Annotated in this window: 2 protein-coding genes; both read right to left on the bottom strand. The window is 72.2% G+C overall.

What is annotated here, in order from left to right; genetic code table 11:
- Nucleotides 1-601 precede the first annotated feature (601 nt).
- On the bottom strand, nt 602-1,831 hold the full coding sequence (locus AC5WAM_RS10085) for a cytochrome P450 (RefSeq protein ID WP_495522376.1): 1,230 nt from the start codon (nt 1,829-1,831) through the stop codon (nt 602-604).
- A gap of 112 nt (nt 1,832-1,943) precedes the next feature.
- Complete coding sequence (locus AC5WAM_RS10090; RefSeq protein WP_495522377.1) at nt 1,944-19,454, bottom strand: amino acid adenylation domain-containing protein; 17,511 nt, start codon at nt 19,452-19,454, stop codon at nt 1,944-1,946.
- Between the last annotated feature and the right edge of the window lie 82 nt (nt 19,455-19,536).

Consider the following 19,536-nt stretch of genomic DNA (forward strand, 5'->3'; position numbering starts at 1 on the left):
ACACCGATTCGGCCTTTTGGCTTCTCGGCGGCGGAGATCGATCTTTACCGCGGCCCTCCGGTTCCCTGTCTGGAATTCGCCAGCCCCTGCCGATCCGCTTATTCGACAGGTAGGGGCGGTCATCGTGGCTGCCCTTTCGGGCAAGGCCTTTTGCCCTTTGGGGAAGGCCTCGAAGGGCAAGCGGACGACGTGCCGGCCTCGTTGGAAGGCGGCGCTCGACCGTGGGTCCGGTCCGAGCCGGATAGCGCGTGGTTTCAGCCGTTCCGCATTCCGGTTCGCGGTTCGTGGTGTTGGCATCTACTCGTGGCGTGTACGGTTTCCATATGGCACTCGACGACTGAGGGAGAGGTCACCACGAAATAGCCCAGCCAGAGTGTTTAGCAAAAACACCGCGCCGCTGGATGAACGCTGCGTGAAGACGGGAAGGCGAAAACGGTGGACCCTCACCGGCCTCCCTTCGATCCCTCCCCTTGGCTTCCGCTTTTGATTGCTTCCTCGCCCCTTGGCGCCGTTCGGTGAAAAGGGTGAGGTCGTCCGAGCCCCTCCGGGGACGAGCCAGGACGACCTCTGGTGCGGATTTCCTCGCGGCGTAAGCGGGGATTCAGAAACGCACCGGAAGGGAGCCGAGAGCGGTGCCCTTGCCGGGGACGTCGAAGTACTGGAGCTCCTCGGGCTTGACCGCGAGCTCCATGCCCTGGTTCTGGATCAGGAACGTGTTGATGACGATCTCCGTCTCCAGCTGAGCCAGCGCCGCGCCGGTGCAGTAGTGCGAGCCACTGCCGAACGAGAGGTGGCCGACGCCGGGACCCATGTCACGGGCGACGTCCAGCTTCAGCGGCTCCTTGAACTGCCGCGGGTCGTGGTTGACGCCGAGCAGCGAGGGGATCACCGCGTCACCGGTCTTGACCGGGCAGCCGCGGAACTCGAAGTCCTCGGCGGCGTAGAGCGGTCCGCCGGTCGGCACGGACGTGGCGAAGCGGATCAGCTCCGGCACGGCACGCCGCGCGAGCAGCTTCGGCTCGGCGCGCAGCTTCGCCAGCTCCTCCGGGTGCGTCAGCAGCGCGAGGATCGCCTGGGCGAGGAAGTGCGCGGGCGGCGCGATGCCCGTGCTGGTCAGGAGCAGGAAGATGGCGATGATGGTGTCATCGGTCAGCAGGTCCTGGTCCGGGCCCCCGGGCTTGGTCAGCTCGGAGATGAGGTCGTCGGTCGGCTCGGCGCGACGGCGTGCGATGAGCTCCTTGTAGTACTCGATGATGCTCCCGATGGCCGAGACCAGGCGCTCCGTGTCGTACGACACGAACTCCATGATCCAGCCCATGAGCTTCGGCTGGTCGGCCTCCTCGACGCCCATGAGCTCGCAGATGGCGGCCGCGGTGAACGGGTAGCCGAGCTCCGCGACGAGGTCGCCCTCCTTCTTCGCGGCCAGGGCCGCGTAGGTGTCCGCCGCGTTCTTCTCCAGACCCGCACGCAGCGCGTTGACGCGGCGGGCCGTGAAGGCGCGCGCCACGACGTTGCGCATCCGGGTGTGCTCCTCGCCGTCGGACAGGCCGAGGAGACCGAAGTACTTGAAGTACTCCCGCGGCATGCCCACCTGCTCGAGCATCTCGTCGGTGAGGCTCGGACCCTCCGCGCCCGGCAGCTTCGACTGGTCACGGATGAAGCGCGGGTCGTGGAGGATCTCCTTGGCGTCGTCGAAACCGGCGACGAACCAGACCGGGGACTCCAGGCCCTCGATGGCGGCCCGGAAGAAGGAGCCCTGGTCGCGCAGGGCCTCGTACTCCGCTGGGTTGCTCACGGTCTTGTTGCTCAGGGTGGTGATCTGCTCCGTCACGGATCTCTCTCTTCTTGGTGTGACTGCGGGGGCCCTCACCTGGCAGGTGAGGGGAGAGGGGTGGTGCCGGGCCCGGCCGAGTGGGCCGGGCCCGGCACCACGTGCTGCTCCGTCAGTCCGCGAGGTGGCGGTTGATGACGGCGCAGATCTCGGCCGCGACCTTGGGTGCGGTCAGGCCGAAGTGGGTGGCGTGGACGTCGCTGACGCGGACGTCCCCGTCGACGTACGCGTCCCAGAAGGAGGCCTGGGCCTCCGGGCTCAGGGTCGCGTTGAAGAACAGCACCGTGCCGCGGTAGACGGGCTGGGTGAACTCCTTCGCCAGGCGCACGTGCTCGGACATGATCTGGGCGCCGTTCTCCACGAGGGTCTGGCGCTCGGCGTCCTCGTCCTCGCCCGGCAGGTAGCCGGCGAGGAAGTCACGGCCCACCGACCGGTCGAGCACCACGTCCTCGGAGACGAAGGCGCTCGTCGGCGCGGCGTCGAGGAGCGCCACGAAGGGCACCTCGTGACCGCGGCGCTGGAGCTCGGCGGCGACGGCGTGGGACAGGGTGCCGCCCATGGAGTGGCCGACGAAGTGGTACGGCCCCTCCTCCTGCACCGCCAGGATCTGCTCCACGTAGTCCAGGACCATCGCCTCGAAGCTCTCCGGGATCGGCGAGCCGTCGAAGCCGCGGGCCTGGATGCCGTACACCGGCCGGTCCCCGAGCTGCATGGCCATGCCCAAGTACGACCAGGAGAGGCCGAAACCGGGGTGGATGAACCACACGGGGGTGCCGCTCCCGCCGCTCCTCAGCGGCAGGACGACGCCGTACGGGTCGGTGCTCTCCGACCCGGCGCCCTCGCCGCCCGCCGAGAGGCTCTCGGCCAGCTGCGCGACCGTGGGGGCCTGGAAGACCGTCCGCATCGGCACCTCGACCATGAGGACCGCCGCGATCCGGCTGACCAGGCGCGTGGCGCGCAGGGAGTGGCCGCCGAGGTCGAAGAAGTTGTCGTCGATGCCGACCTTCTCCACCCCGAGGACCTGGGCGAACAGGCTCGCCAGGACCTCTTCCTGAGGCGTGCGCGGCGCCCGGTAGGCCGCCGTGCCGCTCAGGTCGGGCGCAGGGAGCGCCCGGTGGTCCAGCTTGCCGTTGGGCGAGAGCGGCAGGCGCTCCAGGGTGACGAACGCCGCGGGCACCATGTACTCGGGCAGCCGCTCGGCCACGAAGGAGCGCAGCTGCGCCGCTTCGAGCTCCGCGCCGTCCTCGGGCACCGCGTAGGCGACCAGCTGCTTGCTGCCCGCCGTGGCGCGTGCCACGACCGCGGCCTGGGCGACCTGCGGGTGGGCCGCCACCGCCGCCTCGACCTCGCCGGGCTCGATGCGGAAGCCGCGGATCTTGACCTGGGAGTCGGCACGGCCGAGGTACTCCAGGTGTCCGTCCGCGGTCCAGCGGGCGAGGTCACCGGTGCGGTACATGCGCCCGCCCGCCGGGCCGAACGGGTCGGCCAGAAAGCGCTCGGCGGTCTGCGCCGTACGCCCGTGGTAGCCGCGGCCCACGCCGGCGCCGGCGAGGTAGAGCTCGCCGACGGCGCCCTGGGCGACCGGGGTCAGGGACGGCGTGAGGACATAGCCGCGCAGGTTGTTCAGCGGGCGCCCGATGGGCACCCCCGCGGCGTACGGAGCCTCGCTGTCCAGGACGTGCGAGGTGACGTAGAACGCCTCACTCGGTCCGTAGCAGTTGACGATCCGCACGTCCGGCCACTGGGCGCGGATGCGGTCCACCAGTGCCGGGGTGAGGGCCTCGCCGCCGAACAGCAGCGCCTTGGGCCGCACCCGCTCGCCGAGCCGGTCGACCAGCTCGGCGAAGGCCGAGGGCACCGAGCTGACCACGTCCAGGTCCCAGCTGTCGCGCTCGGCCAGGGCCAGCACGTCACGGACCAGTTCGACGCTGCCGCCGTTGGTCAGGGTGAAGAACAGCTCGAAGCTGGCCACGTCGAAGCCGATCGAGGTGCTCGCCAGCATCCGCAGGCCCGACCCGAGACCGACCTCGCCCGCCATGCCGTACAGGGCGTTGACCAGGTTGGCGTGGGTCAGACCCACGCCCTTGGGCAGGCCCGTCGAACCGGAGGTGTAGATCTGGTACAGCAGGTGGTCCGGCAGCAGCACGCCGGTGCGCTCGCTGTCGGTCAGGTCCGCGGCGGAGTACGCCGACACGTCCGCGTCGTCGAGCAGCAGCAGCTCGCTGTCCACCCCCTCGGGCAGGACGTCCGCCACCGTGGTGTCGGTGATGATCAGACGCGGGCCCGCCGTGTCGAGGATGTGCTGCAGACGGGTGCCCGGGTAGCCGGGGTCGATCGGCACGTAGGCGGCACCGGACTTGAGGGTCGCGAGGATCGCCACCACCAGCTCCGGCGTGCGCGGCAGGACCACGGCCACCTGGGTGTCCGGGCCGATGCCCCGCGCGGTGAGGTGCCTGGCGAGCCGGTTGGCCCGCGCGTTCAGCTCCTCGTACGTGACCCGCTCGCCCTCGTGGACGACCGCGACGGCCTCCGGAGTGCGGGCGACCTGCTCCTCGACCAGACGGATGGCCGTCTTCGCGGGCACCTCGGCGGCCGTGTCGTTGAACTGCCGCAGCACCAGGTCCTGTTCGGCCTCGTCCACGAGGTCGAGACGGGACAGCGGGGTGTGCGGGTCCGCGGCGAGCTGCTCGAGGACCCGGCCGACGAGCGCGGCGATCCGCTCGATCTCGCGGCGCTCGAAGAGGTCCTTGCGGTACTCCACGACCGCCATGGTCAGCTCCGGGTCGGCGCCCAGGGTGATCGGGTAGTGGGTGCTGCTGTGGATGCGCATCCCGGTGATCTCGACGCCGGCCTCGCCGTGCGCCTCGCTCATGCCCTCGCGGTCGATCGGGAACGACTCGAAGATGATCATGCTGTCGAACAGGGTGCCGACACCGGCGGCGTCGTGGATCTCGGTCAGACCGAGGTTCTGGTGGTCCATCAGGACCGCCTGGCGCTCGCGCAGTCCGGTGAGCAGGTCCGCGAGGGTGTCCCGCGGCGTGAACTGCACGCGCACCGGCAGGGCGTTGATGAACAGACCCACCATCTCGTCGATGCCAGGGACCTGCGGCGGACGGCCGGAGACCGTCGTGCCGAAGACCACGTCCTGGCGTCCGGTCAGATGGCCGAGGACCACGCCCCAGGCGCCCTGGAGCAGCATGTTGAGCGTGATGCCCAACTCCCCCGCGCGGCGCTGGAGTTCCTGCGCCATCCCGGCGGGCAGCGGCAGGTCGACGTGCTCCGTCGCGTCCTGGCCCTCGGGGACCGCCGTGGTGGCGGCCGCCGGGGCGAGCAGCGTCGGCTCCTCGACCCCGTCGAGCTCCCGCGCCCAGGCCCGGTAGGCCTCCTCCTGGTCCTGCTTGCCGAGCCAGGCCAGGAAGTCGCGGTAGGGCCGCACCCGCGGCAGCGTCGAGGTGTCCCCGTCCGCCGCGTAGGCGCGGATGAGGTCCTGGAGCATGAGCGGGAAGGACCAGCCGTCGAACAGCACGTGGTTGACGGTGAACACCAGCTCCGAGAGGTCGTCGCTCCGCAGCACCAGGGTCATGCGCAGCATCGGCGGCGTCGCCGGGTCGAAGTGCGCCGTCTGGTCCTCGGCGAGCAGCTTCTCGAAGGCCTCCTCCTGCGCCTTCTCGCCGAGGTCCCGCAGGTCCACGACCTTCCAGGGCAGCTCGACGTGGTCGAGGACCAGCTGGACCTGCTGGCCGGAGGCGCTGGACACGTACGCCGTACGGAAGTTGGCGTACCGGTCGAGCAGGGTCTGCCCGGCCGCGCGCATCCGCTCCGGGTCGACCCCGCCGGCCAGGTGCATCGCGAACTGCACGTGGTAGGCGTCGAAGGAGGTGTCGGCCAGCTGGCTCTGGAAGAGCAGACCGGACTGCGCGTCCGTCATCGGCCACACGTCCTGGAGACCGGGGTACAGCTCCTCCCACGCCTCCAGGTCGCGCTGGCGCACCTTCACCAGCGAGACGTCCGACGGCGTCAGGCCGCCCGCGCCCGGGGTGCGGGCGTGCCGGGCCAGGCCTTCGAGGGCGGTGTGCCACAGGTCGGCGAGCTCCTGGGCGTCCTCGCGGGCGAGCAGCCCGGCGGGGAAGCTGAGGGAGGCGCTGAACTGCGGGCCCTGCGCGGAGTCCACGACGTAGGAGTTGACCTCCACCGTGGCCAGGGCGGGCATGTCCGCGTCCAGCTCGGCGGCGATGCCCTCCATGTCCCCGGCGATGGCCCAGCCACCGCCGCCGCCCGGCTGGTCGCCGTCGGCGAACCGGCCCAGGTAGTTGAAGGTGACCTGCCCGGCGTGGCCCGCCTGGAGGACCTCGGCGGTCTCCGGGTTGAGGTAGCGCAGCAGGCCGTAGCCGATGCCCTTGTCCGGGATGGCGTTGAGCTGCTCCTTGACGGCCTTGATGGCGTGGCCCGCGGAGCGGCCGCCCGCGACGGCCTCGTCGACGTCGAAGCCCTCGACGCTCAGGCGCACCGGGAACATCGTGGTGAACCAGCCGACCGTGCGCGACAGGTCGACGCCGGGCGCCGCCGCCTCCTCACGGCCGTGGCCCTCCAGGCGCAGGAGCAGCGAGGACTCGTCCACGCCGCGGTTCTTGCGCCACTGTGTCAGGGCCAGGGCGAGGGCGGTCAGCAGACCGTCGTTGGGACCGCCGTGGAAGGCGGCGGGCAGCGCGGTCAGGAGCGCCTCGGTGGCCTCGGACGCCAGGCGCACCTCCACGGACTCCATGGTGGCGCGGACGTCCACCGCCGGGTCCAGCGGCCGGGAGCCGATGAGCGGGTCCGGGCCCTCCACGACGCTCTGCCACAGGGCCAGTTCGGCCGTGCGGCCGGGCGACGCGGCCTCCTCCGTGAGGGCGTGGGCCCAGTGGCGCATCGAGGTGGGCACCGGGGCGAGCTCGGGCGTGCGGCCCTCGCGGACCTGCTCCCAGGCCTCGGCGAAGTCCGGGACGAGGATCCGCCAGGACACGCCGTCGACCACCAGGTGGTGCAGCACGATGATCAGTCGGCCCGCGGTCTGCGGCCCGGCGTCGAACCACACGAACCGGGCCACGTCGCCGGCCGCGGGGTCCATCTCCCGTACGGCGGCGTCGAGCGCGGCCTTCGCCTCGTCGCGCCAGGCGGCGTCCTGCCAGTCCCCCGCGGAGGGGACGCGGCGCACCAGGGATGCGACGTCGACGGTGCCCGGCTCGGCCACCTCGAGGCCCGTCTCCTCCGCGGTGACCAGACGGGCGCGGAGCACGTCGTGGTGGTCGACAACCGCGGCCAGGGCATCGACCAGGCCGCTCTCGTCGATGCCCCGCGGCAGGTTCACCGCCATGGACATCACGAACCGGTCGTAACCGCCGCCCAGTTCGGTGATGTAGCGGGCGATCGGGAGCAGCGGCATCCAGCCGACGCCGCCGCCCGCCATCTCCTCGCGGACCGGCACGGCAGGACCGCCGGTCGCGGCGGCCACCGCGAGGGCGGCCACCGTACGGCACTCGAAGACCTGGCGCGGCGTGATCTCGATGCCGTGGACGCGGGCCTTGGAGACGACCTGGATGGAGCGGATGGAGTCACCGCCGACGGCGAAGAAGTCGTCGTCGATGCCGACCCGCTCCAGGCCGAGGACCTCCGCGTACGCGGCGGCCAGGGCCTGCTCCTCGGGCGTGCGGGGCGCCTGGTAGGCGCCGCCGGGCACCTCGGGCTCGGGCAGCGCGGCCTTGTCCAGCTTGCCGTTCGGCGTGAGCGGAAGCTCGTCCAGGAGGACGAAGGACGAGGGCACCATGAACTCGGGCAGCCGTCCCGCGGCGAAGCGCCGCAGCTCCTTGGCGGAGATGCCCGCGGTGATGTCGAAGTGCTCCGCCTTCATCTCGCGGGCACCGGCCGGGACGACGTAGCCGACGAGCTGCTTGCTGCCGCGCACCTCGCGGACGAGGACGACGGCCTGGGCCACGTTGTGGTGCTCGGCGAGCGCCGCCTCGATCTCGCCCGGCTCGATGCGCAGACCGCGGAGCTTGACCTGGTCGTCGCTGCGGCCCAGGTACTCCAGCTGTCCGTCGGCGCCCTGGCGCACCACGTCGCCCGTGCGGTACATCCGCGAGCCCGCGGGTCCGTAGGGGTCGGTGACGAAGCGCTCGGCGGTCAGCGCGGAGCGGCCGAGGTAGCCGCGGGCCAGGCTCGGGCCCGCCACGTACAGCTCACCGGGCGTGCCCGGGGGCACCGGGGCGAGCTGCTCGTCGAGCACCCGCACCCGGTTGTCGGCCACGGCGGTGCCGATCGGGGTGTGGTCGCTGGTCAGCGGGGTGGAGATGGAGCCGCAGACGGTGGTCTCGGTGGGGCCGTAGGCGTTGACGAAGCGACGCCCCGGCGACCAGGCGGAGGCCAGGCCGGGCGGGCACGCCTCGCCACCGACGGTCACCGTGCGCAGGTCCGTCAGGGTGCGCGGGGTGTCGGCGGGCAGCGCGGCGAGGACGCTGGGCGGCAGCATCACGTGGGTGACGCGGCGCTCGGCGAGGGTGCGCACCAGGTCGTCGCCGACCAGGCGCCGCTCGGCCGGGACGATCAGGGCCGCACCGGTGGTCAGGGACTGCACCAGCTCCCAGAAGGCGGCGTCGAAGCTCGGCGCCGCGACCTGCAGGACGCGCGCGTCCGGGGTGAGGCCGAGCCGCTCCTGGGTGGAGTGGCTGAGCGAGGCGATGCCCGCGTGGGTCACGGTGACGCCCTTGGGCCGGCCCGTCGAACCCGACGTGTAGATGACGTACGCCGGGTGGTGCAGGGTCAGACCGGTGTCCGGCGCGGTGTCCGGGCTCGTCCGCCAGGCCTCCTGGACGTCGTCGGTGTCGACGGCCACGACCTCGGTGGCCAGGCCCTCCGGCAGGTCCTCGATCGCGGCCCGCGTCACCAGGAGGGCGGCGGGGGCGGCGTCGTCGACCATGTACGTGATGCGGTCGGCCGGGTAGTCCAGGTCGACGGGCATGTAGGCGGCGCCCGCCTTCAGGATGCCCAGGGCGACGGCGACCTGCTCCGCGGAGCGCGGCATGGCCACGGCCACCTGCTGCTCCAGACCGATGCCGCGCGCGGCGAGCCAGTGCGCGACGCGGTTGGCCCGCGCGTCGAGCTCCGCGTACGACCACGTGACGTCGGCCGACTCCACGGCCGGGGCGTCCGGGGCCGCCTGCACCCGGGCCGCGAACAGCTCGGGGAAGGTCGCGGGCACGGCCACCTGCTCCGGCTGCTCCCGCTCGGCCGCGAGCAGCTGGCTGCGCTCCTCGGGGGTGAGCAGGTCGGCGTAGCTGATGCGGTGCGAGGGGTTGGTGACCGCGGTGGTGAGCAGCCGCTTCCAGCGGGTGATCAGCGTCTCGATGGTGGAGGCGTCGAACAGCTCGTCGGAGTACTCGGCGGCGATCGAGATGCCCGCGGGCCTGGTCCGGTCCTCGAAGGTCTCGTCGAGGCTCAGGAGCAGGTCGTAGCGGGCGGTGCCGGTGCCGGAGCCGTCGGCCTGCACGCGCAGGCCGGGCAGCTCGAACTGGGCCGCCTCGTTGTTCTGGAGCGCCAGGGCGATCTGGAACAGCGGGTGGACGGAGGGCGAGCGCTCCGGGTTGAGCTTCTCCACCAGGGACTCGAAGGGGATGTCCTGGTGGGAGTAGGCGGCCAGGCTGGTCTTGCGGACCTGGGCCAGGAGCTCGGCGAAGGTCGGGTCGCCGGAGGTGTCCGTGCGCAGCACCAGCAGGTTGACGAACAGGCCGACCAGGTCCTTCAGGTTCTCGTCGGTGCGGCCCGCGATGCCACTGCCCACCGAGATGTCGGTGCCCGCGCCCAGACGGGTCAGCAGGGCCGCCATGGTGGACTGCAGCACCATGAAGGGCGTCGTGCCGGTGGCCTTGGCGAGCTCCGCGATGCCCTGGTGCAGCTCGGCGTCCAGGGTGAAGCGGAGCAGGTCGCCGGTGCCCTTGAGCACGGCGGGGCGGGGCCGGTCGGTCGGGATGGTGACCTTCTCCGGCAGCCCGGCGAGCTGCTCGGCCCAGTAGGCGTACTGCTTGTTGAAGAGGCTGTCGGGGTCGCTCTCGTCGCCGAGCAGCTCGTGCTGCCACAGGGTGTAGTCGGCGTACTGCACCGGCAGTTCGGTCCACTGGGGTGCGGCGCCGCCCACGCGCGCCGTGTAGGCGGCGGCCAGGTCCAGGGCCAGCGGGGCGTAGGACCAGCCGTCGGCCGCGATGTGGTGGACCACCAGGGACAGCACGGACTCCTGCGGGCCGCTGCGGAACAGCTGGGCGCGCAGCGGCAGTTCGCTCTCCAGGGCGAAGGCGTACCGGGCGGCCTCGGTGAGGGCCGAGGCGAGCTCGTCCTCGCTGTCGACGTCGTGCACGGCCAGGGTGACCGGCGCGTCCTCGACGGAGTGGATCCGCTGCTCGGGCCTGCCGTTGACTGCGGGGAAGACCGTGCGCAGCGTCTCGTGGCGGGCCACGAGGTCGTTGAGGGCCGTCTCCAGGGCCGGGATGTCGAGCTCGCCGCTCAGCCGGAGCACGATCGGCATGTTGTACGTCGCCGACGGGCCCTCGAACTGGTCGACGAACCACAGGCGCTGCTGGGCGAAGGAGAGCGGCAGGTGCTCGGGCCGCTCGGCGACGCGGACCAGGGGTGCCTGGGTGCGGACGCTGCCGTCCAGGTGCGGCACGATCCCCGCCACCGTCGGGTGGGAGAAGAAGGTGCGCAGCTCGACCTCGGCGCCGAGGGTGGCGCGGATGCGGCTGATGAGCTTGGTGGCGAGCAGCGAGTGGCCGCCCAGGTCGAAGAAGTTGTCGTCGACGCTGACCCGCTCCAGGTCGAGGACCTCGGCGAACAGGTCGCAGAGCAGCTCTTCCTGGAGGGTGCGCGGGGCCCGGCCGCCGGACTGCGCCGACAGGTCGGGAGCGGGCAGGGCCCTGCGGTCCAGCTTGCCGTTGGCGGCCAGCGGCACGGAGGCGATGGCGACCACGGAGGCGGGCACCATGTGGGCGGGCAGCCGCTCCTGGAGGTAGCCGCGCAGGGAGCCGACCAGGACACCGATCTGGGTGGCCGCGGCCGGGTCGCTGGAGAGCATCAGGTCGCTGCGGCCCGACGGGACGAAGGCGCCCTTGACCGGCCGCGTGATGGCCTCGGGGTCGGTCAGGACGAGCGCGTCGAAGTTCTCACCCGCCGCCGACGACCAGGTCATGAGCACGCTCCAGCCGCGCGCGGCGGCCCACTCGTGCAGGTCCTGCGGGTCGACGGCCTGCTCGGGCGCGGCCGGCGCCTCGGCGATCTTGACCTCGGCGGCCCAGGCGGCCTCTTCGAGCATGCGGGCGTTGAGGATGCCGGTGACGCGCAGCGCGGGACCGGCCTGGGCGCGGCACAGCTCTTCGAGGGCGGACAGCTCGCCGACCTGACGGCCCCAGTCCACGGCGGGCGCGTCGCTGACGTCGAGGAAGTCGACCGGGTCCTTGTGCACGAAGATCTCGTAGCGGTGCCGGGTCAGCTCGTTGTGCGCGGCGCCGGGCTTGAGGCGGATGTCCACCGCGGCCGCGCCGTGCTTCTCGCCGAACTGGTGGAACCACTCGGGGTCCAGGACCAGTTCGGGCTCGGTGAGGATCGAGCGGGCGATGGCCGCGTGGGCCGAGGACGGCGCCTCGTTCGGGTACTGGGTGCGCTGCACACCGGTGCGCATGAGCCGCAGCGTGCCCGCGTTGCGGACGTCGCCGACCACGATCCGGCCGCCGGGGGCGAGCAGGTCGAGGGCCTTGGCGAGGACGTCGTCCAGGTAGGCGGCGTGCGGGAAGTACTGGATCACCGAGTTCAGGACGACGGTGTCGAAGTGACCGCGGGGCAGACCGGTGGTGTCGTCGGCGGTCTGGTGGCGCAGGGTGACCTTGTCGGCGAACCCGGCCTGCTCGACCTCTTCGGCGAGTCGGCCGATGACCTGCGAGGACAGGTCGGTGGCCCAGTACTCCTCGATGTTCTCGTCGTTGAGGAGGTGGCCCATCAGCAGACCGGAGCCGACGCCCAGTTCGAGGATGCGGCGCGGTCCCTGGCGCAGGATCTGCGCCACCGCCGCGTCGCGCCAGTCGCGCATCTCGTCCAGCGGGATTTCCTCGCCGGTGTAGCTGGAGTTCCAGCCGGTGAAGTCCTCGCCCCACTCGGTGCCGGTGGCGGAGTAGACCTCGTCGTAGATCTGCTCCCACTCGTCGACCTGCTTGGCGGACTCCTCGATGTACTCGGTGCCGTCCAGGTCGGGGACCACGTAGGCGATGAGCTGCTTGTCGCCCGCGGTCTCGTGCGGGACCACGACGGCCTGGCCGACGGCCGGGTGCGTGGACAGGGCGGCCTCGATCTCGGCGGGCTCGACGCGCACGCCGCGGATCTTGATCTGGTCGTCCTCGCGGCCGACGTACTCGATCTGCCCGTCGGCGTTCCAGCGGCCGAGGTCGCCGGTGCGGTACATGCGCGACCCGGCCGGGCCGTAGGGGTCGGCGACGAAGCGCTCGGCGGTCAGCTCGGCCTGGCCGTAGTAGCCGCGGGCGATGTTCCCGGCGACGTACAGCTCGCCCACCACGCCCGGCGGCAGGGGCGCGAGGCCCGCACCGAGGATGTAGGTGCGCATGTTGCCCAGCGGGGTGCCGACGGGGGTGTTGTCGGCGGCCTGCCACGCGGTGCCCGCCTCGAGGGCGAAGGTGCTGGCGTAGAAGGACTCGGTCTGGCCGTAGGCGTTGACGACCCGCACGTCGGGCAGCGTCTCGCGGATGCGGTGCACGAGGGTGGCGGGCAGCGCCTCACCGGCGAAGACGACGGTCTCCAGGCCGGTCATGGCGGGCAGCCGGTCGCCCAGCTCGGCGAAGACGGACGGCACGGTGTGGATCACGCTGGCCGTCACCTCCTGGCGCTCGGCCAGGACCAGGGCGTCGCGGACCACCTCGATGGTGCCGCCCTTGGCGAGGGTGGTGACGACCTCGAAGACCGAGACGTCGAAGTTGACCGAGGAGTTGGCGAACATCCGCGTGTCCGCGCCGACTCCGACCCGCTCGGCGAGCCGCAGCACGCCGTTGACCACGTTCGCGTGGCTGATCACCACGCCCTTGGGGGTGCCGGTGGAGCCGGAGGTGTACATCACGTACGCGGCGTTGTGCGGCCGCGCGGCCGCCAACTGAGCCCCGTCGGCAGGGCCTTCGAGGTCCAGGTCGCCCAGGAACAGCGACGGGACGTCCGTGTCGGGCAGCACTCCGACGGTGTCGGCGTCGGTGAGGACCAGCTGCGGACGCGCGGTGGACAGGATGTGGTCCAGGCGCGAGCTCGGGTACTTCGGGTCGATCGGCAGATAGGCGCCGCCCGCCTTGAGGATGCCGAGCATGCCGGTGACCAGGTCGGCGGAGCGCGGCAGCGCGAGGCCCACCACGGTCTCCGGGCCCACCCCGCGCGCGGCCAGCTCCTGGGCGAGCCGGGTCGCGCGGGCGTCCAGCTCGGCGTAGGTGTACGCCACGTCGTCGAAGGTCACCGCGGTCTTCTGCGGCACCTGCGCGACCTGCCGCTCGAAGAGGCCGGGGATGGTCAGCTCGGGCGTCTCGGCGGCCGTGTCGTTGACGGCGCCCAGCCGCTCGCGCTCGGTGGACTCAAGGAGGTCGATCGAGCCGAAGGGGGCCCGCGGGTCCTCGGCCAGCTGCGCCAGGACCCGGCCCAGACGCACCGCGATGTCCTGCGCACGCTCCTGGTCGAGCAGGTGGTGCTGGTGCTGGAGGCTCACCTTCAGGTGCGGCTCGGCCACCGCGATGACCGTCAGCGGGTAGTGGGTGCCGCTGAGCGGGCTGATCCCGGTCACCGAGATCCCGGCGGCCGAGTACGCCTCGCTGAGCGCGGCGCTGTCGATCGGGTACGACTCGAAGACCACCATGGTGTCGAACAGGGCCCGCAGGCCGGTGCTCTGGTGCAGGTCGAGCAGACCGTGGTGGTGGTGGTCGAGCAGCGCGCCCTGGCGGTCCTGGAGGGTGCTCAGGACGCTGCCGAGGGAGGCGCCGGGCGCGCAGTCCACCCGCACCGGAAGGGTGTTGATGAACAGGCCCACCATCTCGTCCACGCCCGCCACCTGCGGCGGACGGCCCGAGACCGTGGCGCCGAACACCACGTCCTGACGCCCGGTCAGACCCGCGAGGAGCATCGCCCACGCGCCCTGGACCACGGTGTTCAGCGTCACGCCGAGCTCGCTCGCGCGGCGCGAGAGCGCACGGGACTGCTCCGCCGTGAGCGGCACGTCGATCTGGCCTGCGCCCGAGGCCTCGCCCTGCTCGTCGGAGCCGACGGGCAGCAGCAGCGTGGGCTCGTCCACGCCCCGGAGCTCCTCGGCCCAGGCGGCGGCGGTGGCGTCCTTGTCCTGGCGGGAGAGCCAGGCCAGGAAGTCGCGGTAGTTGCGCGGCTTGCCCAGGTCCGTGGCGTCGCCGGCCGAGCCGTACAGACGCATCAGGTCCTGCATGAGCAGCGGGATCGACCAGCCGTCGAAGAGGGCGTGGTGGGCGGTGAAGACCAGCTCCCACGCGTCGTCGTCCAGCTTGACCAGCGACATCCGCACCAGCGGGGCCGTGGCCGCGTCGAAGCGGGTGCCGTGCTCGGTGGCCAGGAACCGCTTGAGCTGCTCCTCGCGCTCCGTGCCCGTGAAGGAGCTCAGGTCCTCCTCGTGCCAGGGGAGCTCGACGTGGCTCTGGACGATCTGGACGCGGTCGCCCGCGCTGTCGGTGGTGAACGCGGCCCGCAGGTTGGGGTAGCGGTCCAGGAGCGCCTGCCCGGCGGCGCGCATCCGCTGCGGCTCGACGGCACCGGCGAGGTGGAAGTCGAACTGCATCTGGTAGGCGTCGAAGGAGGCGCCGGCCAGCTCGGTGTGGAACAGCAGACCGCTCTGCATCGCGGTCAGCGGCCACACGTCGGTCAGGCCCGCGTACTTCTCCTCCCACGCGTCCAGGTCGCCCTGGGCCACCTTCACCAGCGGCACGTCGGAGGGGGTCAGGCCGCCCGCGGCCGGCTGCGCGGCGTGCTGCGCGAGGCCTTCCAGGGCGGTGGTCCACAGCTCGGCGAGCTCCTCCACCTCGGCCTGCGTGAACAGGCCGGAGGGGTAGTCCAGCCGGGCGGCCAGGCGCGGCCCCTGCTCGCCGTCGGCGACGTACGCGGTGACGTTGAGCGCGGCGAGGGCGGGCATGGCGGCGTCGAGCTCGGCCACCAGCTCGGTGGTGCCCTCGACCTGGGTGAAGCCGAGGCCCCGCAGGTTCTCCGGCATGTTCGCCGCACCGGAGTAGTGGCCCAGGTAGTTGAAGGAGATCTGGCCGGTGGAGTAGCGCTTGAGGACCTCGGCGGTCTCCGGGTTGAGGTAGCGCAGGAGGCCGTAGCCGATGCCCTTGTCCGGGACGGCGAGCAGCTGCTCCTTGACCGCCTTGACGGCGGTGCCCGCGGCGGCGCCGCCGGTCAGGGCCTCGTCCAGGTCGACGCCCGCGACGTCCAGGCGGACGGGGTACATGCTGGTGAACCAGCCCACCGTCCGGGAGAGGTCGGCGCCGGGCGCGGCGGCCTCCTCGCGGCCGTGGCCCTCCATGCGCAGGAGGAGCGAGGACGCGGCGGAGTCGTCGACGCCGCGCTGCTTGCGCCACTTGGCCACCGCCAGCGCGAGGGCGGCGAGCAGACCGTCGTTGACGCCGCCCCGGTAGGCCGCGGGGAGGCTCGTCAGGAGCGCCTCCGTGGCCGCCACGGGCAGGTCCTTGCGGACGTACGCGATCGTCGCGATGGTGTCGACGGCCGGGTCGAGGGGACGGCTGCCGAGGACCGGGTCGGGTCCGGCGACGATGGAGCGCCACAGGGCGAGCTCCGCGCCGCGCTCGGCGGACGCGGCCTCGTCGGCCAGGGCGTGCGCCCAGCGGCGGGCGGAGGTGCCCACCGGCGCGAGGTCCGGGGTGCGGCCCTCGCGGACGTCCTTCCAGGCGGCCGCCAGGTCGGGCAGCAGGATGCTCCAGGACACGCCGTCGACGACGAGGTGGTGCAGGACGAGGATCAGGCGTCCGGCACGCTCGGTACCGGCGTCGAACCACACGAACCGCGCCATGACCCCGGCCTCGGCGGCCAGGCGGTCGGCGGCGGCGTCCAGCTCGGCGGCGGCCTGCTCGCGCCAGCCGTCCGCCCAGGTGCCGTCGCAGGCGATCCGGTGGATGAGCGACGCGGCGTCGACGGTGCCGGGGGCGGACGCCTCCAGGCCGGGCCGCTCCCCCGTGATCAGGCGCGAGCGCAGCGCGTCGTGCCGGTCGAGGACCGCCGTGAGGGTCGCGACCAGGGCGGCCTCGTCCATGCCGACGGGCAGGTCGACGGTCATCGACATGGTGAACCGGTCGACGCCCGCGCCGAGTTCGTCGAGCCAGTGGCCGACCGGCAGATGCGGCATGAAGCCGGTGCCGCCGCCCGGCAGCTCCTCGAGGACCGGTCCGGCCTGGACGCCGTCGGCGGCCAGCTCGGCCAGCTCGGCGACCGTACGGGCCTCGAAGATCTGCCGCGGCGTGACCTCCACGCCCCGGGTCCTGGCCCGCGCCACCACCTGGATGGAGCGGATGCTGTCACCGCCGACGGCGAAGAAGTCGTCGTCGATGCCGACGCGCTCCAGGCCGAGGACGTCGGAGTAGACCCCGGCGAGGATCTCCTCCACCTCGTTGCGCGGCGCGCGGTAGTCGCTGCCGGTGAACTCCGGCTCGGGCAGGGCCTTGCGGTCCAGCTTGCCGTTGGGGTCCAGCGGGAGCCGGTCCAGCATCACGAACACCGACGGCACCATGAACTCCGGCAGCCGGTCGGAGACGAACTTGCGCAGCTCGCGCGAGGAGACGGCGGCCGTCAGGTCGACGTCGAGGTCGCCGACGTTCGCCACCGTGCCGGGCTCGGACTCCCACAGCTGCGTGGCCACCACATAGCCCACCAGCTGGGTGCTGCCCTGGTGCTGGCGCGTGACCACGGCGGCCTTCGCGACGCCCGGGTGGGCGGTCAGGGCCGCCTCCACCTCGCCGGGCTCGATGCGGAAGCCGCGCACCTTGACCTGCGCGTCGTCGCGGCCGACGTACTCCAGCTGCCCGTGGTCGTTCCAGCGGGCGAGGTCACCGGTGCGGTACATGCGGTGCCCGACCGGGCCGTAGGGGTCGGCCACGAAGCGCTCGGCGGTGAGTCCGGCCTGGCCGAAGTAGCCGCGCGCCACCTCGCCCGCCACGTACAGCTCGCCCACGACGCCCGGCGGCACCGGCTTCAGGCCGGCGCCCAGGACGTAGGTGCGCATGTTGCCGAGCGGCACGCCGATGGGCGCGCCGGCCGTGCCGGTCCAGCCCTCCTCGGCGTGGAAGGCGGTGGCGTAGAACGACTCGGTCTGGCCGTAGGGGTTGATCACCCGCACGCCCGGGATCGCCTCCCGGGCCCGCTCCACGAGGGCGGCGGACAGGGCCTCGCCGCCGAAGACGACCGTGTCGGCCTGGATCTTCCCGCCCACCTGGTCCAGGAGTTCGGCGAAGACCGACGGGACCGAGCTGATCACGCTGCCGGACCAGCCGCCGCGCTCGGCGACGACCAGGGCGTCACGGACCACCTCGACGGTGCCGCCCACCGACAGCGTGGTGACGATCTCGAAGACCGAGACGTCGAAGTTCACGGAGGTGCCCGCGAGCGTCCGCGAACCCGACTCCAGGCCGACCACCTCGGCGAGGCGCGTCACGCCGTTGACGACACCGATGTGCGTGACCGCCACGCCCTTGGGCTTGCCGGTGGAGCCGGAGGTGTACATCACGAAGGCGGTGTTGTGCGGGTGCAGCCCGGCCGCGGGGGTGTCCGCCGCGCCGTTCTCCAGGTCGAGCTCGTCGAGCCGGAGGAGGGGGGCGTCGCCGGCGGGCAGCACCGACTCGGTGGCGGAGTCGGTCAGGATCAGCTGCGGGCGGGCCTCGGAGAGGATGTGGCCGAGGCGGGCGCTGGGGTAGCGGGGGTCGATGGGCACGTAGGCCGCACCGGACTTGAGGATGCCGAGGAGGGCGGTCACCAGGTCGGCGGTGCGCGGCACGGCGAGGCCGATGAGCGTCTCGGGGCCCGCGCCGCGCCGGATCAGCTCGTGCGCCAGGCGGTTGGCCCGCTCATCCAGCTCGCGGTAGGTCAGGTCCTGCGCGTCGGAGGTGACCGCGATCGCGTCCGGGGTCAGCTCGGCGCGCCGCTCGAAGAGCTGGGCGACGGTGCCCTCGGGGGTCGGCTCCGCGGTCTCGTTGCGCCCGGCGAGGACGTTCTGCTCGACGTCGGACAGCACGTCCACCGCGCCGAGGCGCATGGTGGGGTCGGCCGCGAGGTGCCGCAGGATGCGCACGAAGCGCTCGCCCATCTCCACGACGGTGTCCCGGTCGAAGAGGTCGGTGGCGTACTCCAGGTGGCAGTGCACGCGGCCCTGCTCGTCGGAGGAGAAGTTGAACTCCAGGTCGAACTTGGACGTCTCGTTGCCGATGGCCTTGAGCTCGACGTTCAGGCCCGGCAGGTCCAGCTCGACGCGGGCGGTGCTCTGCCAGCTGAACATCACCTGGAAGAAGGGGTGGTACGCGGTGGAGCGCTCCGGGTTCAGCGCTTCGACGAGCCGCTCGAAGGGCACGTCCTGGTTCTCGTAGGCGCCGAGGGCCTTGTCCTGGACGCGGTCGAGGACCTGCTCCAGGGTCGGGTTGCCCGACAGGTCCGTGCGCAGCACCCAGGTGTTGACGAAGAAGCCGACCAGCTCGGTGAGGGCGCTGTCGGTGCGGCCCGCGACGGTCTGGCCGATGGAGACGTCGTCGCCGGCGCCGAGGTGGTTCAGGAGCATGGCGAGCGTCGACTGCATCATCATCGCCCGCGTCAGACCGCGCTGGCTGCCGACCGCGTCGACGGCGGCGGCGAGGTCGGCGTCGACGGTGAAGACGACCACGTCACCGTGGTGGCTGGCCTTCGAGGGGCGCGGCCGGTCGGTGGGCAGGCGCAGCTGCTGCGGCGCGCCGTCGAGCTCGCGGCGCCAGTAGTCGAGCTGGGTGTTCAGGACGCTGCCGGGGGTGTCGCCATCGCCGAGGTACTCGCGCTGCCACAGCGTGTAGTCCTTGTACTGGACGGGCAGTTCGGCCCAGCCCGGCTCCCGGGAGTCCACGCGGGCGGTGTAGGCCGTGGCCAGGTCCTGGCTCAGCGGCACGATCGACTCGCCGTCGGCGGCGGCGTGGTGCACGACGAGGACCAGGACGTGGGCGTCCGGCGCGGTGCGCAGCAGGCGCGCCTGCACCGGTATCTCGTGGGAGAGGTCGAACCGGTAGGCCGCGGCCTGTGCCGTCGCGGCCTCCACTCCCTCGGGCTCCACCTCGATGACCGGCAGGTCCGTCAGGAGGCCGTCGGCAGGCAGGATCTGCTGCACGGGCCTGCCCTCGTCGTCCTCGACGAACAGCGTGCGCAGGCTCTCGTGGCGGGTCACGACGTCGCGCAGCGCCAGGCGCAGGGCGTCCACGTCCAGCGCTCCGTCCAGCTGCAGCACGAACGGGATGTTGTACGTGGCCGACGGGCCCTCGAGCCGGTCGATGAACCACAGCCGGCGCTGCGCAAAGGACAGAGGGATCATTTCGCGTTAACTCCTCGGTGGGTCTTCCTGCACAGACGGGCCAATTGCATGCGCAAAGGTGGGCGCGTATGGCGCGCGAACT

It is taken from the genome of Streptomyces sp. JLYT201 (genome assembly GCF_059448825.1).